The organism is Anaeromassilibacillus sp. SJQ-5 (assembly GCF_054108045.1).
On record NZ_JBPJWQ010000001.1, the window covers coordinates 3,108,755 to 3,126,730 of the forward strand.

General features: G+C 62.5%; 19 protein-coding genes and 1 other RNA gene. 11 read left to right on the top strand and 9 right to left on the bottom strand.

Translation table 11 applies throughout. The annotated features are described in order from the left end of the window. Positions 1 to 32: 32 nt before the first annotated feature. The 3 genes from spoIIP to ACSAMM_RS13395 form a co-directional block, all read right to left on the bottom strand. A complete protein-coding gene (spoIIP, locus tag ACSAMM_RS13385; RefSeq protein ID WP_457791801.1) occupies positions 33 to 1,160 on the bottom strand; it encodes a stage II sporulation protein P in 1,128 nt (375 codons plus the stop codon). Between the two features lie 130 nt (positions 1,161 to 1,290). Next, on the bottom strand, positions 1,291 to 2,193 hold the full coding sequence (locus ACSAMM_RS13390; RefSeq protein WP_457791802.1) for a glycyl-radical enzyme activating protein: 903 nt from the start codon (positions 2,191 to 2,193) through the stop codon (positions 1,291 to 1,293). Positions 2,194 to 2,206: 13 nt separating this feature from the next. Then, positions 2,207 to 4,345 carry a pyruvate formate lyase family protein gene (locus tag ACSAMM_RS13395; protein WP_457791803.1) on the bottom strand — a complete coding sequence of 713 codons (2,139 nt, stop codon included), beginning with the start codon at positions 4,343 to 4,345 and terminating at the stop codon, positions 2,207 to 2,209. A gap of 105 nt (positions 4,346 to 4,450) precedes the next feature. Here ACSAMM_RS13395 and ACSAMM_RS13400 point away from each other — a divergent pair, with 105 nt between their 5' ends. Further along, positions 4,451 to 5,245, top strand: coding sequence for a helix-turn-helix domain-containing protein (locus ACSAMM_RS13400; RefSeq protein ID WP_178722882.1), 795 nt, complete (start codon positions 4,451 to 4,453; stop codon positions 5,243 to 5,245). Positions 5,246 to 5,300: 55 nt separating this feature from the next. On the opposite strand, the gene ACSAMM_RS13405 is transcribed toward ACSAMM_RS13400, so the two are convergent. The 3 genes from ACSAMM_RS13405 to ACSAMM_RS13415 are packed head-to-tail and all read right to left on the bottom strand — an operon-like array spanning position 5,301 to position 7,388. Then, complete coding sequence (locus tag ACSAMM_RS13405; RefSeq protein WP_457791805.1) at positions 5,301 to 6,428, bottom strand: DUF4097 family beta strand repeat-containing protein; 1,128 nt, start codon at positions 6,426 to 6,428, stop codon at positions 5,301 to 5,303. After that, complete coding sequence (locus ACSAMM_RS13410) at positions 6,418 to 6,999, bottom strand: DUF1700 domain-containing protein (protein ID WP_457791807.1); 582 nt, start codon at positions 6,997 to 6,999, stop codon at positions 6,418 to 6,420. Before ACSAMM_RS13410 ends, ACSAMM_RS13405 begins: the two co-directional genes overlap by 11 nt. Then, complete coding sequence (locus ACSAMM_RS13415; RefSeq protein ID WP_457791809.1) at positions 6,996 to 7,388, bottom strand: PadR family transcriptional regulator; 393 nt, start codon at positions 7,386 to 7,388, stop codon at positions 6,996 to 6,998. Before ACSAMM_RS13415 ends, ACSAMM_RS13410 begins: the two co-directional genes overlap by 4 nt. Positions 7,389 to 7,577: 189 nt before the next feature. On the opposite strand from ACSAMM_RS13415, the gene mnmE reads away from it, so the two are divergent. Then, entirely contained in the window at positions 7,578 to 8,945 is a 1,368-nt protein-coding gene (mnmE, locus tag ACSAMM_RS13420) for a tRNA uridine-5-carboxymethylaminomethyl(34) synthesis GTPase MnmE (RefSeq protein ID WP_457791811.1), read from the top strand. An 84-nt stretch (positions 8,946 to 9,029) separates the two neighbouring features. Here the strand turns inward: mnmE and ACSAMM_RS13425 are convergent, their stop codons facing one another. Together ACSAMM_RS13425 and gpr are read right to left on the bottom strand one after the other, a co-directional pair. Beyond that, complete coding sequence (locus ACSAMM_RS13425) at positions 9,030 to 9,431, bottom strand: DUF4430 domain-containing protein (protein WP_457791813.1); 402 nt, start codon at positions 9,429 to 9,431, stop codon at positions 9,030 to 9,032. Positions 9,432 to 9,594: 163 nt separating this feature from the next. Continuing rightward, a complete protein-coding gene (gpr, locus tag ACSAMM_RS13430; protein WP_178722869.1) occupies positions 9,595 to 10,470 on the bottom strand; it encodes a GPR endopeptidase in 876 nt (291 codons plus the stop codon). 176 nt (positions 10,471 to 10,646) lie between these two features. Here gpr and rpsT point away from each other — a divergent pair, with 176 nt between their 5' ends. The 6 genes from rpsT (at position 10,647) to smpB (ending at position 14,393) form a co-directional block, all read left to right on the top strand. Then, on the top strand, positions 10,647 to 10,901 hold the full coding sequence (gene rpsT / locus ACSAMM_RS13435; protein WP_178722866.1) for a 30S ribosomal protein S20: 255 nt from the start codon (positions 10,647 to 10,649) through the stop codon (positions 10,899 to 10,901). 148 nt (positions 10,902 to 11,049) lie between these two features. Next, positions 11,050 to 11,148, top strand: an RNA gene (ffs, locus tag ACSAMM_RS13440) — signal recognition particle sRNA small type. A 50-nt stretch (positions 11,149 to 11,198) separates the two neighbouring features. Then, on the top strand, positions 11,199 to 12,827 hold the full coding sequence (dnaX, locus tag ACSAMM_RS13445) for a DNA polymerase III subunit gamma/tau (RefSeq protein WP_178722864.1): 1,629 nt from the start codon (positions 11,199 to 11,201) through the stop codon (positions 12,825 to 12,827). Between the two features lie 20 nt (positions 12,828 to 12,847). Then, positions 12,848 to 13,195 carry a YbaB/EbfC family nucleoid-associated protein gene (locus tag ACSAMM_RS13450; protein ID WP_178722863.1) on the top strand — a complete coding sequence of 116 codons (348 nt, stop codon included), beginning with the start codon at positions 12,848 to 12,850 and terminating at the stop codon, positions 13,193 to 13,195. A gap of 30 nt (positions 13,196 to 13,225) precedes the next feature. Beyond that, positions 13,226 to 13,825 carry a recombination mediator RecR gene (recR, locus tag ACSAMM_RS13455; RefSeq protein ID WP_457791815.1) on the top strand — a complete coding sequence of 200 codons (600 nt, stop codon included), beginning with the start codon at positions 13,226 to 13,228 and terminating at the stop codon, positions 13,823 to 13,825. A 103-nt stretch (positions 13,826 to 13,928) separates the two neighbouring features. After that, entirely contained in the window at positions 13,929 to 14,393 is a 465-nt protein-coding gene (gene smpB / locus ACSAMM_RS13460) for an SsrA-binding protein SmpB (protein ID WP_178722859.1), read from the top strand. A gap of 53 nt (positions 14,394 to 14,446) precedes the next feature. Here smpB and ACSAMM_RS13465 read toward each other — a convergent pair whose 3' ends face one another. After that, positions 14,447 to 15,970: a PIG-L deacetylase family protein gene (locus tag ACSAMM_RS13465; RefSeq protein ID WP_457791816.1), complete on the bottom strand. Its 1,524-nt coding sequence runs from the start codon at positions 15,968 to 15,970 to the stop codon at positions 14,447 to 14,449. Positions 15,971 to 16,457: 487 nt separating this feature from the next. On the opposite strand from ACSAMM_RS13465, the gene ACSAMM_RS13470 reads away from it, so the two are divergent. The 3 genes from ACSAMM_RS13470 to ACSAMM_RS13480 all read left to right on the top strand — a co-directional run bounded on the left by ACSAMM_RS13470 (position 16,458) and on the right by ACSAMM_RS13480 (position 17,973). Beyond that, positions 16,458 to 16,955, top strand: a complete 498-nt coding sequence (locus ACSAMM_RS13470) for an NAD(P)H-dependent oxidoreductase subunit E (protein WP_178722854.1) — start codon at positions 16,458 to 16,460, stop codon at positions 16,953 to 16,955. A gap of 3 nt (positions 16,956 to 16,958) precedes the next feature. Continuing rightward, positions 16,959 to 17,507: an ATP-binding protein gene (locus tag ACSAMM_RS13475; protein ID WP_457791818.1), complete on the top strand. Its 549-nt coding sequence runs from the start codon at positions 16,959 to 16,961 to the stop codon at positions 17,505 to 17,507. Between the two features lie 94 nt (positions 17,508 to 17,601). After that, a complete protein-coding gene (locus ACSAMM_RS13480; RefSeq protein ID WP_178722850.1) occupies positions 17,602 to 17,973 on the top strand; it encodes a (2Fe-2S) ferredoxin domain-containing protein in 372 nt (123 codons plus the stop codon). Positions 17,974 to 17,976: the final 3 nt, after the last annotated feature.

Consider the following 17,976-nt stretch of genomic DNA (forward strand, 5'->3'; position numbering starts at 1 on the left):
GGGAGGTCGCTCCTATAGCCGGCGGGGCCGGATTACTTCAGGGTTTGCAGGACTTCTCCCAATGTTTTGCCCAGCATCTGGCCGGAATATACCGCCTCGTCCAGGGTGTTTCCCTCGCTGCCCATTTCCACCAGCAGGTAGCCGCGGGCCAGGTGCTGGTTATACCGGCTGGCAACCACCGAAACGGGGCGCATCAGGCCCTCGTACTTGGCCACGGCTGCCTTTTGCAGCTGGAGCGCAAAATGAAAATTGTCCTGCCAATTGGGGTGCGGCAGGGCGGACGTGCTCACGGTGCCCACGATGATCATGGTTTGGGCGGCCTTTTTTCCGTTGATGGTGACGGTGGGCTTGGCTTTGGTGGTGTTGTCGATCATGATGCCGTCCCGGTGGACGTCCAGCACCACCTGAATACTGGGGTATTGCTTCAGGTTTTTTTTAACCGTTTCCTCGGAACGGGTATAGGCGCCGGTGTATTTGGGGTTGTCGTGAATGGTGGTGTCGTGAATGACGCCGATGCCCGCGGCGCGCAGCTCGGCGGCGATGGCCTCGCCCACGGCGCAGACGTTTTTGCTTTCATCCTTGGAGCGGCCGCCGTCCCCCTCGTTATAATAGCCGGCGTAATAGGACATATACGCCTCGGTGGTGTGCGTGTGCACAATCAGGACCTGCGGCTCCGCGGAGTTCTTGATTTTAAAATTGGGCTTTATTTGAATTTCCTTGGCGATGTCGAAGGTTTTGCCGCTGGAGTTCTTGATAGCCACGCCCTGGACAAAATCGGATCCCAGCCCCATTTTCAGCTCCTTCACCACGCCGCCGCCCTCCTTTTTGGGAGGAATGGTGCCGGTTGTAGGGGGTGTCGTCGTGGAGGTGGTGGGCTGCGAGGTGCCGGATCCGGCGGTAGTGGCGGCGGTGGTGTTGGTGGAGGTGGGCGCGGTGGTGGCGGCGGCCCCCTTGTCCGGCGTGCGATCCAGGCGCTCACTGAGGGCCTCCGCGCCGCCGGCCGGCTGCATCAGGCCCACCGACAGCATGGCGGCCGTCCGGCCCCAGGAGGTCAAATCGTCGAGGGAGATATGTCCCACGGCCAGGCCCACGCAGCAGGCGGCGGTCAATATCCCCGCCAGGCGTTTCCCTGCCTTCTTATAAGCGTCTTTCATTTGCATGTCCCTGCCTTTCCGCCCGCCGGACGGCGGGATGTCCCGAGGGTGTGTACCCGTACCAATATCCATGTGTATGCGGGTGGCGGCGGGAATATGCGAAAACCGCCCGAACGATTGTCGTTCGGGCGGTTTTTCAGGGGTTGAGGAGCCGCACATGCCGGCGCAGAAAGGCCTTGGCGCTTTTCAAATCGGCCTGTGTGGGGATCCAGTCGGGACGGGCGGCGTTTTCGCGGCCGAGCTGCCGCCCCTTGGAGGCGCCGTAGGTGTGATACGGCAGCAGTTCGACCCCCTCGGCGTGCCGGAGGGAGGCGTATAGGCCGGCGATGGCCTCCAGGTGCTCCCGCGTCAGGTTCACCGACCGGATGAGGATGCAGCGCAGCCGGATGGAGGCCCCCTGTTCATCCGCCGCGCGCAGGTTTTTCAAAATCGGCTGCAGGGAAACGCCGGTGTTGGCCAGGTGCCGACCCTCGTCGCTGTCTTTGAAGTCCCACAGGAACAAATCCGTGACCGGCACCGCCTCGCTCAGCCAGGCTTCCTCGAAAAAGCCGCAGGTTTCCACGGCGGTATGCAGGCCGGCGGTTTTCGCCTCCCGGAGGAGGCGGCACACCGGGCCGGCGTGAAGCAGGGGCTCCCCGCCGGAAAGGGTGAGGCCGCCGGACTGGCCGAAAAACGCGCGATCGCGCAGGACGGCGTTCAGGATGTCCCCGATGGATGGTTCGGCCGCGCAGGCCTCCAGCGCCCCGGAGGGACAGGCGCGGGCGCAGGCCATGCACCCCACGCACGCGTCCCGGTCGATCCGGTGTTCCCCCGAAGAGAGGGCGTGCGCGCCCGCGGGACAGACGCTTTGGCAGGCGCCGCAGCCGATGCACAGGGCTTCATTATAGAAAAACTCGGGCAGGGCGGACTGGGTTTCCGGGTTATGGCACCACACGCAGCGCAGGGGGCAGCCCTTCAGAAAAACCGTCGTGCGCAGACCGGGGCCGTCGTGGGTGCAAAACCGCTGGATTTGGGTCACGGGAAGGCGGTTTTCTCTCATGGACGGCACCCCCTCACAGGCCCTGCGCCGTGCGCTCGATGATCATGGACTGCCACTCCTTTTCCAGGGTGATGAAGCGGGCGTTCCAGCCGGAGACGCGCACCGACAGGGTTTTATAGGTCTCCGGATCCCGCTGCGCTTCCCGCAGGGTCTGCGCGTCGACGGTGTCGAGCTGCATAAAGCAGCCGTTCAGCTGGACGAACCCGCGCAGCAGGGCCTTTAGGGCGGCGATACCATTTTCCCCCCGCAGGGTGTCGGGGAAAATCCGGATATCCAGCGCGGCGCCGCAGGATTGTTTTTCCAGATCCGCCTTGCAGTAGGATCGGATGATGGCTGTGGCCCCCGCGCTGTCGGTGCCGGGGGTGGGGGAATCGTTCCCCGCCAGGATATCGCCGCGCCGGCAGCCGAAGGCGGTGGCGCTTCGATTGGGCAGCCAGGCGATCTGGCGGCCGAAGGTGCTGACCCCGGGGATAAATTTCACGGGGCAGCCCTCTCCCCCGCCGCACCGCCCGACGATGGCGGCAAAGTCGTCAAGCAGACGGGTATGCCAAGCGTCCGCCTCGTCGGAATCGTTGCCGTAATATACATAGTGGGTTTTCATATACAGCCGCAGGGCCTCCGCCCCCTCCCAGTTGCCGCGCAGGAGGGTCACCATATCGCGCAGGGACAGCCTTTTTTCCTCAAAGACCGCCTTTTGCAGCGCGTACAGGGAGTTGGCGACGTCGGGCGCGCCGCCGATGTGGGGGGAGCGGACGGTATAAACGGGGCCAAGGGCGAAGTAGGGCGCCGTGTTCTCGATGCAGCCATCCTCGAACAGGCTGACGACCGAGGACGGCGAGGCGGCCTCCCGGCGGCGCCAGCGTCCGTTCGTGCAGCAGAAAACGTCGCGGACATGAGACTGATAGAGCTGCTCCACCGTTTGCTTCAGCTCTTCCAGAAAGGCCTGATAGAGGGACTCCGCGCTGGGATAGGCGGGGACGGGGCCGTCGGAATCGACGCCGAGGACGCGGTTGAACACCTGCAGGGCATCGAAGGGCATATAGGCAAAGTCGGTTTTGCCGGGAATCTGGATTTCCCAGCAGCCGTCGTTGGCGAAGCTTCTCGCCTCGCTTTCCGGATAACCTTCGTTTTTCAGCGCCCGCAGAATCAGATCCTCGTTATACACCGCGACGATGCCGCCGCCGTGCCGCATCACCTGGGCGGTTTTGCGCAGCAGCCGTTCGGGGGAACGGCTGTTCAGCCGCACGGTGATGGGGAAATCGGCAATGGCCAGCTCCTCCACGATATCCAGCACCAGGTAAGTGACGTCGTTGGTCACCTCCCGGCCGGCGGCGTCGATCCCGGCCAGAACAATGTTCTGATAATGCTGGGCGTCCCCCGAACCCGGCCGGGGCTGGGATTGGATCCACTCGCAGCCTTTGATGAAAAAGGAGGCGAGAATTTCCCGGGCTTCGGGTTTGGTCAGGACGCCGGCGGCCAAATCCTTTTGCAGGTAGTCGCCCAGCAGCCAGTCGATCCGTCCGATGCCCGGCCAGTTGCCGCACAGGCGGACAAAGGCGAAAATGAACCAGAGCGCCTGCACCGCTTCGAGAAAATTCCGCGCCGGGGCAAACGGCACCCGCTGCAGCACCCGATAGACCGCCGGCTTTTCCTCCCGGACCGCGTCCAGATAGCGGGCGTGCCAGACGCGGAGGGCTTCGACGACGTTGTCCAGGCTGCGCAGAAAGGCGGTCTCCTGCCCGTCGGCGGCCAGGGCGAGACGCGCGGTGATATCCCGCTTATACGCTTCCAGGCCCTCTTTCAACACCCGGTCGTAACGGATGGTTAAATGGTTGACGCCGGGAAACAGGCAGGCTCCCCGATAGGCGGCGGGGACGGCGTAGTCGATGGCGGCTCCAAGGGTGGCGGCGCCGCTGATCCGCTCCTCCGGGCAAATCCGGATCGGCGCCTGCCGGGCGATTTGCCGGATGGCGGCGTCGTATTGGGCCAAGGGCGGCATGGAGGAAAACCCGTCGATTTCGTCCAGAGAAACGCAGGGAGTGCGCGCGGCGTCGTCCCCATAGAGCCCGTGCAGGGAGTTCCAGGCCCATTGCCTTGTGGCCGGGGCAAGCCGTACCGGACGCGGGGTGGCGCTGGCCGTTTGAAATCGCATAACATCCACGCTCCTTCCTTGTAGCATTTTATCGCATAGATTGCATTTTGCGTATAAATATAGTATCATAGTTTTGTAATATACTATCAAACAAGGAGTTGTGGTATGAGCGTCGATATGCAATCGGTGGAAATCAGCCAGCTGTTTTCCGCGGGCTTCGCCTGCGACCTGGAAGGTGTGGAGCATCGCAAGACCCTGCCCTGCCTGTCCGTTGTGCAGGCCCTGCATGGGTATTACGAAATCGGCCTCGATCACAAGGCGCTGGTATCCACCGGACAGGGCGGCGCGTTTATCGCTCCGGCCAATTGCTTTCAGCGGATTATCCACCACAATGGAAGCGAGCACGTCATGCGCGCGCATTGGGTGTCGATGCACGTGCGGGTGAACACCTTCTACCGGTTGGAGGATCTCTATGAGTTCCCCCGGCTGTTTCCGCCGGAGGAAAACGAGGCTCTGGCGGCGCACATCGCCGCCATTCGGTACGCGGACAATATCTGCGCGGGATACGCCGCCGCCTACCAGATCCTCGAGCGGCTGCTGCGCGTATCCAAAAGGCGGGCGGATCCCGACAGGACGATGATCCGGATCCAGGAATACGTCGCGGCGCATTTCCGGGAGCCGATCCGCGCCGACGATTTGGCCGGATATCTGTGCTGCTCTCCCGCGCAGGTTTACCGCCTGTTCCGGCGCTACTTCTCCCTGTCCCCCGCCAACTATATCAACCGCGTCCGCCTGCAAAACGCGGCCATGCTGCTGGAAACCAGCGCGGAATCCGTCACAGCCATCGCCGTTGCGTCTGGCTATGACGACATCGCGTATTTTTCCAAGTGCTTCAAGGACGTCTTTTCGGTTTCGCCAAGCGTGTACCGGCGGCAGAACGCCCATGCCCGTTCAAAATAAACACGAAACGCCTCCGGCCGTTAGACGACCGGAGGCGTTTTAGAAGCGCGGCGGATTAGGCGCCGGTAAAGGTGAGCGTTATGCTGGAGTTGGAGGTGGTGGCGTTGAGCTGCCCCGGGGCCTGCTTGTTGATGACCGAGGAGGGGGACGCGGAGCCGTTGGTGGTGTTGGTCACGATGGAATAATCCTGCTGGCTGCCGGCGATGGTGCCTTTGATGGAACCGTTGGTGCTGGACAGCCGGATATCCGGGGAGGCGAGCTGTTCCACCCGGATGCCGGCGTTGGTGGTGCGCACCGACACGCGCGCGGCAAAGCGGGAATTCTCCAGGCGGACGCTGCCGCTCTGGGTGGTGAAATCCGCTTCCGGGGCTTCCACCGCGTCGGTTTTGAGAGAGGCGTTGGTGGTGCCGGCGGACACCGTGCCGCTAAAGCTGCCGTTGCGCAGCGCCAGGGAGCCGTTGGTGGTGTTGAACTGGCCGGCGGCCGCCTCCACCCGGTCGGCCTGGAGGCTGGCGTTGGTGGTGCGGGCGGTCAGCTCGCCGGTCATGGCCAAATCGGCCAGGTGGATGCTGCCGTTGGTGGAGGTGACAAAGAGGGCCGCGCCCTGCAGGCGATCCAGATGCACGCCGGCGTTGGTGGTGGAGAGAATGAAGGTGTCGGCGGTGATATCCGAGACCCGCAGGGTGCCGTTGGTGGTGGCCAGGCGGCATTCGGTCAGCTTCGGCAGGCTGTCGGCGGTGAGGGAGGCGTTGGTGGTGCGGGCGTTCAGGAGGCCGGCGTACTGGGGCGGCACCTCCACGGTGATGGACTGGCTCGCCCGGGCGATGCCGCCGAACATGCCCTGCACCAGGCTCTGGTACCATTTCTGATCGCAGCGGTGGGTCACGTTCAGGGAGGCGCCCTGCTGCTCGAAGGTATAGGTATCGCTGGCAAACTCGCGGTAGCGGATGACGATGTCGGAGCCGGCGGCGGGCTGGAAGACGACCCGCTGGTTCTGGATGTCCAGGTTCAGTGCGGTCAGGGTGTCAGCCGAGAGGGTATACACCTTGTCCTCGTATTTCTCCACAGATATCACCTTCATAAAATCAAATTGGCCAATGGCGAGAATGATGGCACAGAATATGGTGCCAAAGGCACACAGGGCGCCGCCGATGACCAGGAAGGTTTTACTTTTAAGACGCATAGCGCACCCCTTTCCGGGCAAAAGCCCTGGAGATGGAGGCGGACAGCCTGCGGCTGAACACCCAATAGAGCCGGAACAGATGGAAGACGCCCACGCTTGACAGGATACCCAGCCCGATGATCAGCACGCCGGCGCCGAACTGGAACAGGGCGGCCTGGGGTGCCTGACCGAGGATGGCCAGCATCATGGCGCAGGAGGCGACCCCGCCGAGGAGCAGGGACACGGCCGTGATGGCCAGGGACAGCAGCACAATCCAGCCGCACAGATAGAGCACGCCGGCCGCCAGGACCAGGGGAAGCCCGATGATGCCGCCGAAAAACCAGGCGACGCCGATGAGGATGCGCATCCCGCTGCTCCGGGTTTTGATCGGCGGAGCGGCGTAGTCCTCCCAGATTTTACAGGCGGCATCCTCCACGCTGCCGAAACCGGCGACGATGGCCTCCTCGTCCCGGCCGCTTTCCACGCCATCCAGGACAAGTTCGTTGTAGTAATCCAGGATCCGCTGCTGCTCGGTGGCGGGAAGGCCCGTGATCCGGGGCAGCAGCTGCTGAAGGAATTCATTTTTTGTCATGAGGATTCCAAGTCCTTTCCGGTTGATTTGGAAGGGGCGGGCGTTTGAGGGGGGCCGGTTCCCGGCAGGGGCTGCGGGGCCACGCCACCGTTTTGAATAAAGGCGTAGACGCTGCGCAGTTCGTCCCACTCCTCGAGAAACGCGGTGATACGCCGCCGGCCCTCGTCGGTGATGGCGTAGTATTTCCGCAGGCGGCCGTTGTGCTCCTGGGTAAAGGTGATGAGGCAGCCGGCGGTTTCCAGCCGTTTGAGAATGGGGTACAGGGTAGATTCGGAAATATCGATGCAGGGGGTGATGTCGCCGATGATTTTGTATCCATAGGAGGGTTCCCTCTGCAAAACCGCCAGGACACAGATTTCCAGCAGACCTTTTTTCCGCTGTGTATCCAAACAGGCACCTCCTTTGCAGTCGGATACTATGCTTTGTATAGTATGCAATACATAGTATATCTACATGCACAGCATTTGTCAACCGGTGGAGATCGAAAGAATTTCTTAAGACAGTGGGGGCGGCCACTGGACAAGGACGGGCCGGGCGGGTATACTGGCTTTATATTGTATATAAAGGAGCCGCGATTCATGAGCCAGACCATTGCCGCCATTTCCACCCCGCCCGCCCCCGCCGGGCTGGGCGTTATCCGTCTGTCGGGGGACGAGGCCGTCGCGGTGGCGTCCCGGGTGTTCCGGCCCGGCCGAGCGGGACGGGATCTGGCGGGGCTGAAGGGATACACCGCCGCCTATGGGCATGTGTTCGACGAGGAGGGGGACATCGACGACTGCGTGGCCCTGGTGTTTCGCGCGCCGCACAGCTATACCGGGGAGGACGTGGTGGAGCTGTCCTGCCACGGGGGGCTGTATTTGCTCCGGCGGGTGCTGCGGGCGGTGCTGGCCGCGGGGGCGCGGCCAGCGGGCGCGGGCGAATTCACCCGGCGAGCTTTCCTGAACGGCAAGCTGGATCTGACCCGGGCGGAGGCGGTGATGGAACTGATCGCGGCCGACGGGCGGCTGTCGGCCCGGACGGCCCTGGCGGCCCGGGAGGGAAACCTGTACCGACGGATGGAAACGGTCAAAAACGAGCTGGTGGGGCTGTCGGCCCATTTCTCCGCCTATGTGGATTATCCGGACGAGGATATCCCCGCGCTGGATGAAGCCGCGTTGGACGGCGTGCTGGCCCGGGCGGAGGAGAGCCTCTCTTCCCTGTTGGCCACCTATGACGCGGGGCGGGTGCTGCGGGAAGGAGTGGACACCGTCATTGTGGGAAGCCCCAACGTGGGGAAATCCACCCTGATGAACTGGCTGGCCGGGTGCGAGAGAAGTATCGTCACCCCGGTGGCGGGCACGACCCGGGACGTGGTGGAGGAAACCGTCCGCCTGGGGGACGTGGTGCTCCGGCTGTCGGACACGGCGGGCATCCGGGAAACGAACGATGCGGTGGAAAGCATCGGCGTGCAGCGGGCCAGGCAGCGGATGGAGCAGGCGGCCCTGGTGCTGGCGGTGTTCGACGGCTCCCGTCCGTTGAGCGAGGACGACCGGGCGCTGGCGGAGGCGGCGCGGGGGGCTGCGGCCATTGCCGTCGTCAGCAAGGCGGACGAGGAGACGCTGGTGGACAGGGACTTCCTGGCCGAGCGGTTTCCCCGGCTGGTCACCCTGTCGGCCCGGGAGGGCACGGGGCTGGAGGATTTGAGCCGCGAGGTGGCGGCCGTCACCGGGGTGGAACGTCTGGACGGGGCGGAGCCCCTGCTGGCCACCGAACGGCAGCGGCAATGCGCGCAGCGCTGCCTGGAAGGCGTGCGGGAGGCGCGGGCCGCCCTGGCGGGAGGGATGACCCTGGACGCCGTGTCGGTGAGCGTGGACGAAGCGATTGCAGCGGTGCTCGAGCTGACGGGGGAGCGGGCTACCGAGGCAGTGGTGGACGAGGTGTTCGCCCGTTTCTGCGTGGGAAAGTGACGCAGAAACGCATACGTGCCTTATACATAAACAAAAGCGGCGGGAACACAACTGTGTTTCCGCCGCTTCCTGTCTGATATGGCGTCAATAGCCGACGGTCAGGGTCAGCTCGAAGGTGTCCCCGTCCGCAAAGGGGGTGGTGCTGATGCCGGTCATGACGGCTTGTCCGCCTTTGGTGATGCACCACCATTCTTCCTTACTTTTGTCGGCGGTTTCATTGTCCACCGTGTCTATGTAGAGGCCGTAGTCGCCTGTGGTGCCCTTGACGAGCCCCTCGGCCACCAGGGCGTCGCCCAGGTACTCCGCCGCGGAGAGAATCTGAAACTCCTTTTGGGTTTTGTCCTTATGTATCACCTCGATGGTCACGGTTTTCTGCTCCGGCGCGGAGGAACCGGGGGCAGCTTTTTTGGGGGAACAGCCGGTCAGGCCGATCAGCAGAGCCAGCAGGCAGGCCGCCGCTGTCAGCCAGAGAGTTTTGCGCTTCATATCGGTCATCCTTCCTCAAAATCGGTACATCCACTATAGCACAACGGGCAAGCGGATACAAGTAGGGCCACAGTAGTCATACGGCGGCTGTTTTGAAAACTGCCGGAGGGGGCGGACCGGAGAGGCATAAAAAGCGGCGGCCCGTCACGGGCCGCCGGCCGGGTTATCCCTTCGCCACGGCGATGAGCTCCAGGGGGTTATAATCGGGCTGCAGCGCGCCGTTGATGGCCATGGCCACCAGACGGGCCGCCCGGTGGATCATCACATCCACCTCCCGGGGGGTGACCATCATCTGAGCGCCGCGGGGGGTGAGGTCGGGCGCCTCCTCTCCCCGGTCGCTGAATTCCCGGGCAATGGTGGCGGCGTCCACCACCGTGGGCACCCCCATGCCGATGACCGGCACGCCCAGGGTTTCGGCATTCAGGGGCTGGCGGTTATTGCCCACACCGGAGCCGGGGGCAATGCCGGTGTCGCACAGCTGGACGGTGCAGCCCAGGCGGGCCACGCTGCGCGCGGCCAGGGCGTCCACCACCACCACGGCCACGGGATGCACCACCGTGCAGACGCCCCGGACGATTTCCCCGCTTTCGGTGCCGGTCTGTCCCAGGACGCCGGGGGTGAGCACGGCGGTGGGGCGCAGGTCGTCCAGCCCCACGCTGCGGGCGAACTCGCCGCCGATGTGGCGGGTGGCCAGCACCATGTCGGCGGACTCGGGGCCCAGGGCGTCGGGGGTGATGGCCCGGTTGCCCAGCCCCACCACAAGCACGGAGCCCTCGGCGGGCAGCAGGGCGGTCAGCTCATTGGCCACAAGGCCGGCGGCTTTTCCCAGGGTTTCCTCGTTGTCTGTCAGAGGAGGCACCTCGACGGTGATATAAGCGCCCTGGGGCTTGCCCAGCGCCCGGGCGGCCCGATCGGTGCGGATGTGCAGGCGGGTGACGCAGGTGTCCCCTTCGCGAAACGTGTCTTTTCCCACGTCCTCGTCGGTGAGATGCTGCGCTTCGTCGGCCACCTCAATGGCCAGGTCGGTGCGGAATTGCATGGTGGTGTCCCCCTTGTTTTCGGATAAATCGATTTGTTTCAGTATTTGCGAAAACCGCGGGGCTATACACCTTTGGAAATTTTCCGAAAAAAACAGTTGCTTTTTCGAATTGGACGTGGTATTATAATCCGTGCGTGATTTAGAAGTATAATCTTTTTTGCAGAGGAGGTGTGACCATGCCCAACATTAAATCCGCCAAGAAGCGTGTGAAGGTCATCGCTGTGAAGACCGCCCGCAACAAGGCCAACCGTTCCGCCCTGAGAACCGAAGTGAAGAAGGCGAACGCGGCTCTTGAGACCGGCGTCGAGAACAAAGAGGAGATCCTCCGGATCGCCATGAAGAAGATTGACCAGGCCGCCGCGAAGGGACTCCTGCACAAGAATACCGCTGCACGGAGAAAGTCCGCCCTCGCGAAAAAAGCCAATGCATAAATGGTTTTCCAAAGCAAGCCCTCATCCCTAGGGATGAGGGCTTTTTGGCAGGAGACGGAAACCGGCCGGCAACAGTTGATTTTTTGCGGCGATTGGTGTATACTCTTAGAGCGAAATGTAAAGACCGCATGCTTTGGGGCATACGGATGGGCGGGTCCTGTGCGACGGTGCGCCGTGAACCATGTCAGGCGGGGAACCGAGCAGCATTAAGCGGTAGCTTCCGGGCGCCGCAGGTAACCTGTCCGTCCGTATGACCCGAGAGCATGCGGTTTTATTTGATCGAAGGGAGGCGGCTTTATGTATCAGGTGCTGTACCGCAAATGGCGGCCCCAGGCGTTCGCCGACGTGTATGGGCAGAACCACATCACGGCGGCCCTCAAAAACGAACTGCAGACCGGCCGTCTGGCCCACGCGTATCTGTTCACCGGGTCCCGCGGGACGGGCAAGACCACCTGCGCCAAGATTATGGCCAAGGCGGTCAACTGCCTCCATCCCGTGGACGGCGACCCCTGCAACGAGTGCGACATCTGCAAGGGCATCGACAGCGGCGCCATCATGGATGTGGTGGAAATCGACGCCGCGTCCAACAACGGGGTGGACAACATCCGGGATCTGCGCGAGGAGGTCAACTTCACCCCTGCGGTGGCCAAATACCGGGTGTATATCATCGACGAAGTACACATGCTGTCCACCGGGGCCTTCAACGCCCTGCTTAAGACGCTGGAGGAGCCTCCGCCCCATGTCGTGTTTATCCTGGCCACCACCGAGGTGCATAAGCTGCCGGCCACCATTCTGTCCCGCTGCCAGCGGTTCGATTTCCATCGCATTCAGCCGGCCGACATCGCGGCGCGCATCCAGTATGTGGCGGGTCAGGAGCAGTTCACCGTCACCGATGAGGCGGCCACCCTGCTGGCCCGCCTGGCCGACGGGGCGCTGCGGGATGCGCTGTCCCTGCTGGATCAATGCGTTTCCCGTTCCCGGGAAATTACTGCCGACGTGGTGGCCGAGACCACCGGGCTGGCGGGCCGGGAGTATTTGTTCGAGCTGTCGGCGGCCGTGCGGGCCGGAGACAGCGGCGCGGCCCTGGCCCTCATCGACCGGCTGTACAACGCGTCCAAGGACATGGAGCGGCTGTGCGCCGAGTGGACGGAGTATTTCCGCAACCTGATGATTCTCAAAAGCGTCAAAGACGCCGCTGACCTCATTGTCGCACCGCCCGCCGAGCTGCATCGGATGGCGGCGGAGGCGGAGCAGTTCGAACTGCCCGCCATCCTGCACTGCATGAACGTGCTGCAGCAGGCGCTGGAGCGGCTGCGGGGCGGGGTGTCCCGCCGGGTGGAGATGGAGATGGCGGTGCTCCGCCTATGCTCCCCCGATTTGGACGCCAGCGCGGACAGCCTGCTGCGTCGGGTCAAGATGCTGGAGGATACGATCAAATCGGGTATGACGCTGGCGCCGCAGGCGCCGGCGGCTCCGTCTCGTCCGGCGGCCCGGGCGGAAGGCGGCGAGCCCGAGGCCCCGCCGCTCCCCAGTAACGAAGGGCCGGCGGCCGGCGATAGCCTGGGTACTGATCAGGAGGTGCCCTTCGAGAGATGGAACGACGTACTGGACACGCTGTCCGGCACCTGCCCGCCGCTGTACGGCGTGCTGGTGGATTCCACCGCCCTGCTGCGGGGGGATTACGTGCTGATCTGCACCGATAACGATATGTTCAAGGCGCTGGTCACCCGGGACGGGAACAAGAACGTCCTGCTGGGGGCCATCCGGTCGGTGACCGGCCGGAACCACCGCATCGGCGTCAAGCGGAGCAGCGGCGCGCCGGCGGCGGGATCCTCCGCCGGGCAGGCGCCGCCGCCGGAGGATCCGCTGGCGGCTTTTCTGCAAAACAGCCGGGCCCAGGGCCTGGACGTGGAATTTAAGGATTAAAGAAAAGGCAGGTTATGACAATGAAAGCGAGACTTCCCAAGGGCGTGGGCGGCGGCCCCGGCAACATGCAAAGCATGATTAAGCAGGCCCAGCAGATGCAGGAGGAAATGGGCAAGCTGCAGGAAGAGCTGGACGTAAGGGAGTACACCGCCACCGCCGGAGGCGGCGCGGTGACCGCCGTGGTGGACGGCAAGCACATCGTCAAGAAGCTGGAGATCAAACCGGAGGTCGTGGATCCCGAGGATGTGGACATGCTCGCGGATTTGGTGATGGCCGCGGTCAACGAGGCCATCCGCCAGGCGGTGGATACCTCCGAGGCGGAAATGTCGAAAATCACCGGCGGTATCAACATGCCGGGATTGTTTTAAACCGGGCGGCCAGAAGGAAGGGGGGAGCCGATGTCCTACAGCGTGGCGCCGCTGGAGCGGCTGATCGAACAGCTTGAGCGTCTGCCGGGCATCGGGCACAAGTCGGCCCAGCGGCTGGCTTTTTTCCTGCTGAACCAGCCGGAGAAGAACGCGGCGGATTTTGTCTCCGCCATCACCGAGGCGCGGGAAAAGATCCACGAATGCGCGGTCTGCCGGAACCTGACGGATCAGGATTTATGCCCCATCTGCCGGGCGGGCAACCGAGATGCCTCTGTCATCTGCGTGGTGGAGGATCCCCGGGATGTCATGGCCTTTGAGCGCACGCGGGAATACGCGGGCCTGTATCACGTGCTGCACGGCACCATCTCCCCTATGGACGGCGTGGGCCCGGATCAAATCCGGGTCAAGGAACTACTGGTCCGGGTGGCAGACGAAGAGGTACAGGAGGTGATCATGGCCACCAATCCCACGGTGGAGGGAGAAGCGACGGCCATGTATATCTCCAAGCTGCTCAAGCCTTTCCAGGTCAAGGTGACCCGGCTGGCCTACGGCATTCCGGTGGGCGGCGATCTGGAGTACGCCGACGAGGTCACCCTGCGCCGGTCGCTGGAGGGACGCAACGAGCTGTAGGCTGCGGGGGGATTTCCGCCGTGTGGAAACGGCCTTTGAGCAGGCAAGAGCTCGCGCGAGATGGGAAACCCATCCGTCAAGCGATGTAAGGAGGTGAACGGCCTTGCCAAACGTCAGCACCAAAACGATAACCACGAATAAAAAAGCCTTTCACGACTACTTCGTAGAGGAATCCATGGAGGCGGGCATTGAGCTGGCCGGAACGGAGGTCAAGGCTCTGCGGGCCGGCACCGTCAACCTCAAGGACGCCTGGTGCTCCATAGTGGAGGGCGAGATTTTTGTTAACGGCATGCATATCAGCCCCTACGAAAAGGGAAATATCTTTAACCGGGATCCCATGCGGGTGCGCCGGCTGCTGCTGCACAAGAAGGAAATCCTCCGTCTGTACGGCGTGATGAAGCAGCAGGGCTATACCCTCATCCCCTTGTCCCTGTATTTTAAAGGCTCTCGGGTAAAGGTGCAGATAGGCCTTTGCCGGGGCAAAAAGCTGTACGACAAGAGGGAGGACGCCGCCCGGCGGGATATGAAACGGGAGGCCGATCGCGCCCTCAAAGAACGAAACGCCTGAGTGGAAATAGTGAAGCAGTAAAAAGGCGCCGGACGAACAGTCCGGCGCCTTTGTTATGCCTTTTTCTTGGCGCGCAGCACGAGGATGACCAGCGTGGCGGTGGCGCCTGCTGTCAGGCAGATCACCGCAATAAGAACGGTTTTGGAGGCGGACGGCTCCTCCCCGGGGACGGAGGAATCCGGCGGAGCGGCGGTAATCGTCGTGCCGGTTGTCGGCGCGGTCACCGCTTCCGTGGCGGAGGGCGGTTCCGACGCGGTGGTCGAAGTGGGGACGGTGAAGGTGGTGGAGGCTTGTGTGGTCGGGGCCGTCGTGGCGGGTGGTGTGCCCATCGACGTTGTGGGAACAGAGGCGGCGCCTTTTTGCTTTTCCGAAAGAGGCAGGCCGTCCCAGGGGATCACCGGCGCCAGGTTCTCGAAAAAGTCGTTTTTCTTGACATCGGGGCCCACCGACGAATAATACAGGCCGAACCAGCGGTTGTCATTCTTGCCCGCCTCGTCCACGTGGTACCGGCCTCGTTTGGCTTGGGAGATATGACAGGCGAACCCGGCGCGCGCCATGTCCAGCCCGGTTTTGCCGCCGAAACGGGATAGGGGCACGTTCCAGTTCATCAGCAAATCGTCCTTGTCGTATTTATGCAGGTACAGCTTTTTGATTTGCCAGGTGCCGTACTTCCCGGCGCTGTCCGGATACTGCTGGGGATCGCCGCTCAGGGTGATGGCTTTGACAAGGGTGTTGCTGTTCATCCGGTGAGCCCCGTGGCCGTATTCGCCGTTGAGATCCTGGGTCAGCACCACATCGGGCTTGACCCGGCGGATCAGGGCCACCTGCCAGGCCATGATATCGTTTTTATTATACAGTTGATACGCCTGCTTAAGGGTGGAGCAGTATTTGTCCCCGAAATCTGACAGGATGGGATAGTTGGTAATCCCCACCGTCCACAAGCCGTCGAGCAGCTCGTGCGTGCGGCCGTAGCCGTGACGGATGAGATAAGACACCTGCACCTTTTTCCCAAACTGGCCGGCATACACCGGCATGGCGCCGCCGAACCAGAGAAGCTCGTCGTCCGCGTGGGTGGAGGCGAGAAGCATATCCGCTTTTTCCAGCGGCGGGTTCCACTGCTGCACCCAGGAAGGGGTCTCCCCCGCCCCGAGGACATACAGCTCGCCGAGCACGGCCTGGCCGCTGAAGGTCAGGCGATAGGTGCCGCTGCCCGCGTCCAGCTTTTTGAACTCGTGGAGGAACGAATCTGCCCCGCCCTCCGCCAACGGCTCAGTGCCGCCGTCCGTCACCCGGGACAGCACCCAGGGGACGGGCTTGCTGTTCCACAGAAGATAAACGCCGCCGATCGGCTGTTTGCTGTGCAGCTGGATATACGCCTCTTTTCCGCCCTTCCAGGAGGTGCCGGCGGATCCATCCGTCAGAAACCGTACGATGGATCCATTCTGGGAGGCCGAGAAGGAACAGGAGTTGGAAATATCGCCAGGCTGCAGCTCCGAGGCGTCCGCCGCTGGGAGCGAGCCGATGGAGGTGATACAAATAACGGCTGTGGCCGCCGCGGCCCACATTTTCAGTTTCATTGACGCTCACCGTCCTCTGTGTGGTGTTGGGAAATTTATTCAGATCGGCTAATGCCCATCGCAATCGATCGATTCACGGGAGCGAACCCCTTTACTACCACTATATTTTATCAAATCGGTTAGGCAAAGTAAACCGCGTTTAACAATCTTAATAGGATCGTAAGGAGTTTTGCCGATGAATTTTCCGTTTCTTCTATATTTTTCAGGCCAGGCGGCGCTAGGCAAAAAAACGTGGTATGTTTGAGGTGCCTACCACATATATTTCCCCATATGGACAAGCCGGCAGCCGGCTCGCGCCGATTCGCGAAAAAGCGTCAGAAAGCGCGTAAAAGGCCAAAAAAAAGCGTTTTTTATCTAGCTTTTTGCGGAGAACTCTGTTATACTGAGGGGTAGTCGATGCTGCACAAAAGATTGATATTTTCTTCACAATATTTGTCGAGGTGCAGATCTGAATAGAACCTATGATTGGCAAGGAGGAAACGGCAACATGCAAAAAAAGATCAGCAAACTCCCGTTTAAAGGGACGGCTGAGCAGGCGGCCCAACTGAAGGAAGTTATCGACGCCAACAAGCAGGATCCCAGTCGCCTGATGTTCGTCATGCAGGAAGCCCAGGGGATTTATGGGTATCTCCCCATGGAGGTGCAGCAGATGATCGCGGACGGGATGAATGTCCCGCTCGAAAAGGTGTACGGGGTGGCGACCTTCTACGCCCAGTTCGCCCTGTCCCCCAAGGGTGTCTACAATGTATCCGTCTGCCTGGGCACGGCCTGCTATGTCAAGGGCGCGGGCGATTTGTTCAATAAGCTCAGCGAAAAGCTGGGTATCGGCGCGGACGAATGCACCGAGGACGGCCAGTTCTCCCTGACCGCCTGCCGCTGCATCGGCGCCTGCGGCCTGGCCCCCGTCCTGACGGTGAACGAGGATGTGTACGGCCGTCTGACCGTGGACGACATTGACGGTATACTGGCCAAGTATACCGCTTGAGTTATGCGGGAATTGTCGTTAAACGTCTTGGACATCGCGCAGAACTCCATCGCCGCCGGCGCGTCCGTCATCACCATGACGGTGGAAGAGGACGCCGGGGCGGACCGGCTGACGCTGTCGGTGGAGGATAACGGCTGCGGCATGACGTCCGAGCAGCTGGAGCGGGTGCGGGATCCGTTTTACACCACCCGCACCACCCGCCCGGTGGGCATGGGGATCCCCCTGTTCCGCATGGCGGCGGAGGCCACCGGCGGCTCGCTTTCCATCACGTCTAAGCCGGGGGCCGGCACCACCGTGACGGCGGTGTTCGGGCTGTCCCATATCGACCGGCTGCCGCTGGGCGACATGGACGGGACGGTGTCCACCCTGGTGCGGATGAATCCGGGACTGGATTTTCGCTATATCCACCGGGTGGACGGACGGGAGTTCGTGTTCGACACCCGGGAAATCCGCGATATCCTGGGGGACGTGCCCCTGGACGATCCGGACGTGGCCTTGTGGCTGAACGAGTACCTCCGGGAGCAGGACGGGGCCGTCGGCGGCACCGCTTGACAATCTGAACCGTTTGACATCCAGCGCGAGGGAAGCTTTTCGCGCCGAATTTACGTCTGCCGGGCCGCCCGCCCGGCAAGAAATGGAGGATCATATGAAAACCCTGGCAGAATTGCAGGCCATCCGTGATAAAGCCCGCGAAAAAATGGCGGTGCGGGACAACCAGCAGGACGCCACGCGTGTCATCGTGGGCATGGCCACCTGCGGCATCGCCGCCGGCGCCCGCCCGGTTTTGAACGCGTTTGTGGACGAGGTGGCCAAACGGCACCTCCAGAACATAACGGTCACCCAGACCGGCTGCATCGGCATGTGCCAGCTCGAGCCCATCGTGGAGGTTCTGGCGCCCGGCAAAGAAAAGGTCACCTACTGCAAGGTCACCCCGGAAAAGGTGGCGCGCATCGTCGCGGATCACCTGGTTAACGGGAACCCCGTCGCCGAGTACACCGTCGGCGCGCAGATGAAATAAAGA

What these genes read in the sequence shown, in the direction of transcription:
- mnmE (WP_457791811.1), top strand. Translation starts at nt 7,578, where the DNA reads ATGAGCCAGACCATTGCCGCCATTTCCACCCCGCCCGCCCCCGCCGGG.
- spoIIP (WP_457791801.1), bottom strand. Translation starts at nt 1,160, where the DNA reads ATGCAAATGAAAGACGCTTATAAGAAGGCAGGGAAACGCCTGGCGGGG.
- ACSAMM_RS13405 (WP_457791805.1), bottom strand. Translation starts at nt 6,428, where the DNA reads ATGCGTCTTAAAAGTAAAACCTTCCTGGTCATCGGCGGCGCCCTGTGT.
- ACSAMM_RS13450 (WP_178722863.1), top strand. Translation starts at nt 12,848, where the DNA reads ATGAAAGCGAGACTTCCCAAGGGCGTGGGCGGCGGCCCCGGCAACATG.
- gpr (WP_178722869.1), bottom strand. Translation starts at nt 10,470, where the DNA reads ATGCAATTCCGCACCGACCTGGCCATTGAGGTGGCCGACGAAGCGCAG.
- rpsT (WP_178722866.1), top strand. Translation starts at nt 10,647, where the DNA reads ATGCCCAACATTAAATCCGCCAAGAAGCGTGTGAAGGTCATCGCTGTG.
- dnaX (WP_178722864.1), top strand. Translation starts at nt 11,199, where the DNA reads ATGTATCAGGTGCTGTACCGCAAATGGCGGCCCCAGGCGTTCGCCGAC.
- ACSAMM_RS13480 (WP_178722850.1), top strand. Translation starts at nt 17,602, where the DNA reads ATGAAAACCCTGGCAGAATTGCAGGCCATCCGTGATAAAGCCCGCGAA.
- ACSAMM_RS13390 (WP_457791802.1), bottom strand. Translation starts at nt 2,193, where the DNA reads ATGAGAGAAAACCGCCTTCCCGTGACCCAAATCCAGCGGTTTTGCACC.
- ACSAMM_RS13470 (WP_178722854.1), top strand. Translation starts at nt 16,458, where the DNA reads ATGCAAAAAAAGATCAGCAAACTCCCGTTTAAAGGGACGGCTGAGCAG.
- ACSAMM_RS13425 (WP_457791813.1), bottom strand. Translation starts at nt 9,431, where the DNA reads ATGAAGCGCAAAACTCTCTGGCTGACAGCGGCGGCCTGCCTGCTGGCT.
- ACSAMM_RS13395 (WP_457791803.1), bottom strand. Translation starts at nt 4,345, where the DNA reads ATGCGATTTCAAACGGCCAGCGCCACCCCGCGTCCGGTACGGCTTGCC.
- ACSAMM_RS13475 (WP_457791818.1), top strand. Translation starts at nt 16,959, where the DNA reads ATGCGGGAATTGTCGTTAAACGTCTTGGACATCGCGCAGAACTCCATC.
- ACSAMM_RS13400 (WP_178722882.1), top strand. Translation starts at nt 4,451, where the DNA reads ATGAGCGTCGATATGCAATCGGTGGAAATCAGCCAGCTGTTTTCCGCG.
- ACSAMM_RS13465 (WP_457791816.1), bottom strand. Translation starts at nt 15,970, where the DNA reads ATGAAACTGAAAATGTGGGCCGCGGCGGCCACAGCCGTTATTTGTATC.
- ACSAMM_RS13410 (WP_457791807.1), bottom strand. Translation starts at nt 6,999, where the DNA reads ATGACAAAAAATGAATTCCTTCAGCAGCTGCTGCCCCGGATCACGGGC.
- recR (WP_457791815.1), top strand. Translation starts at nt 13,226, where the DNA reads ATGTCCTACAGCGTGGCGCCGCTGGAGCGGCTGATCGAACAGCTTGAG.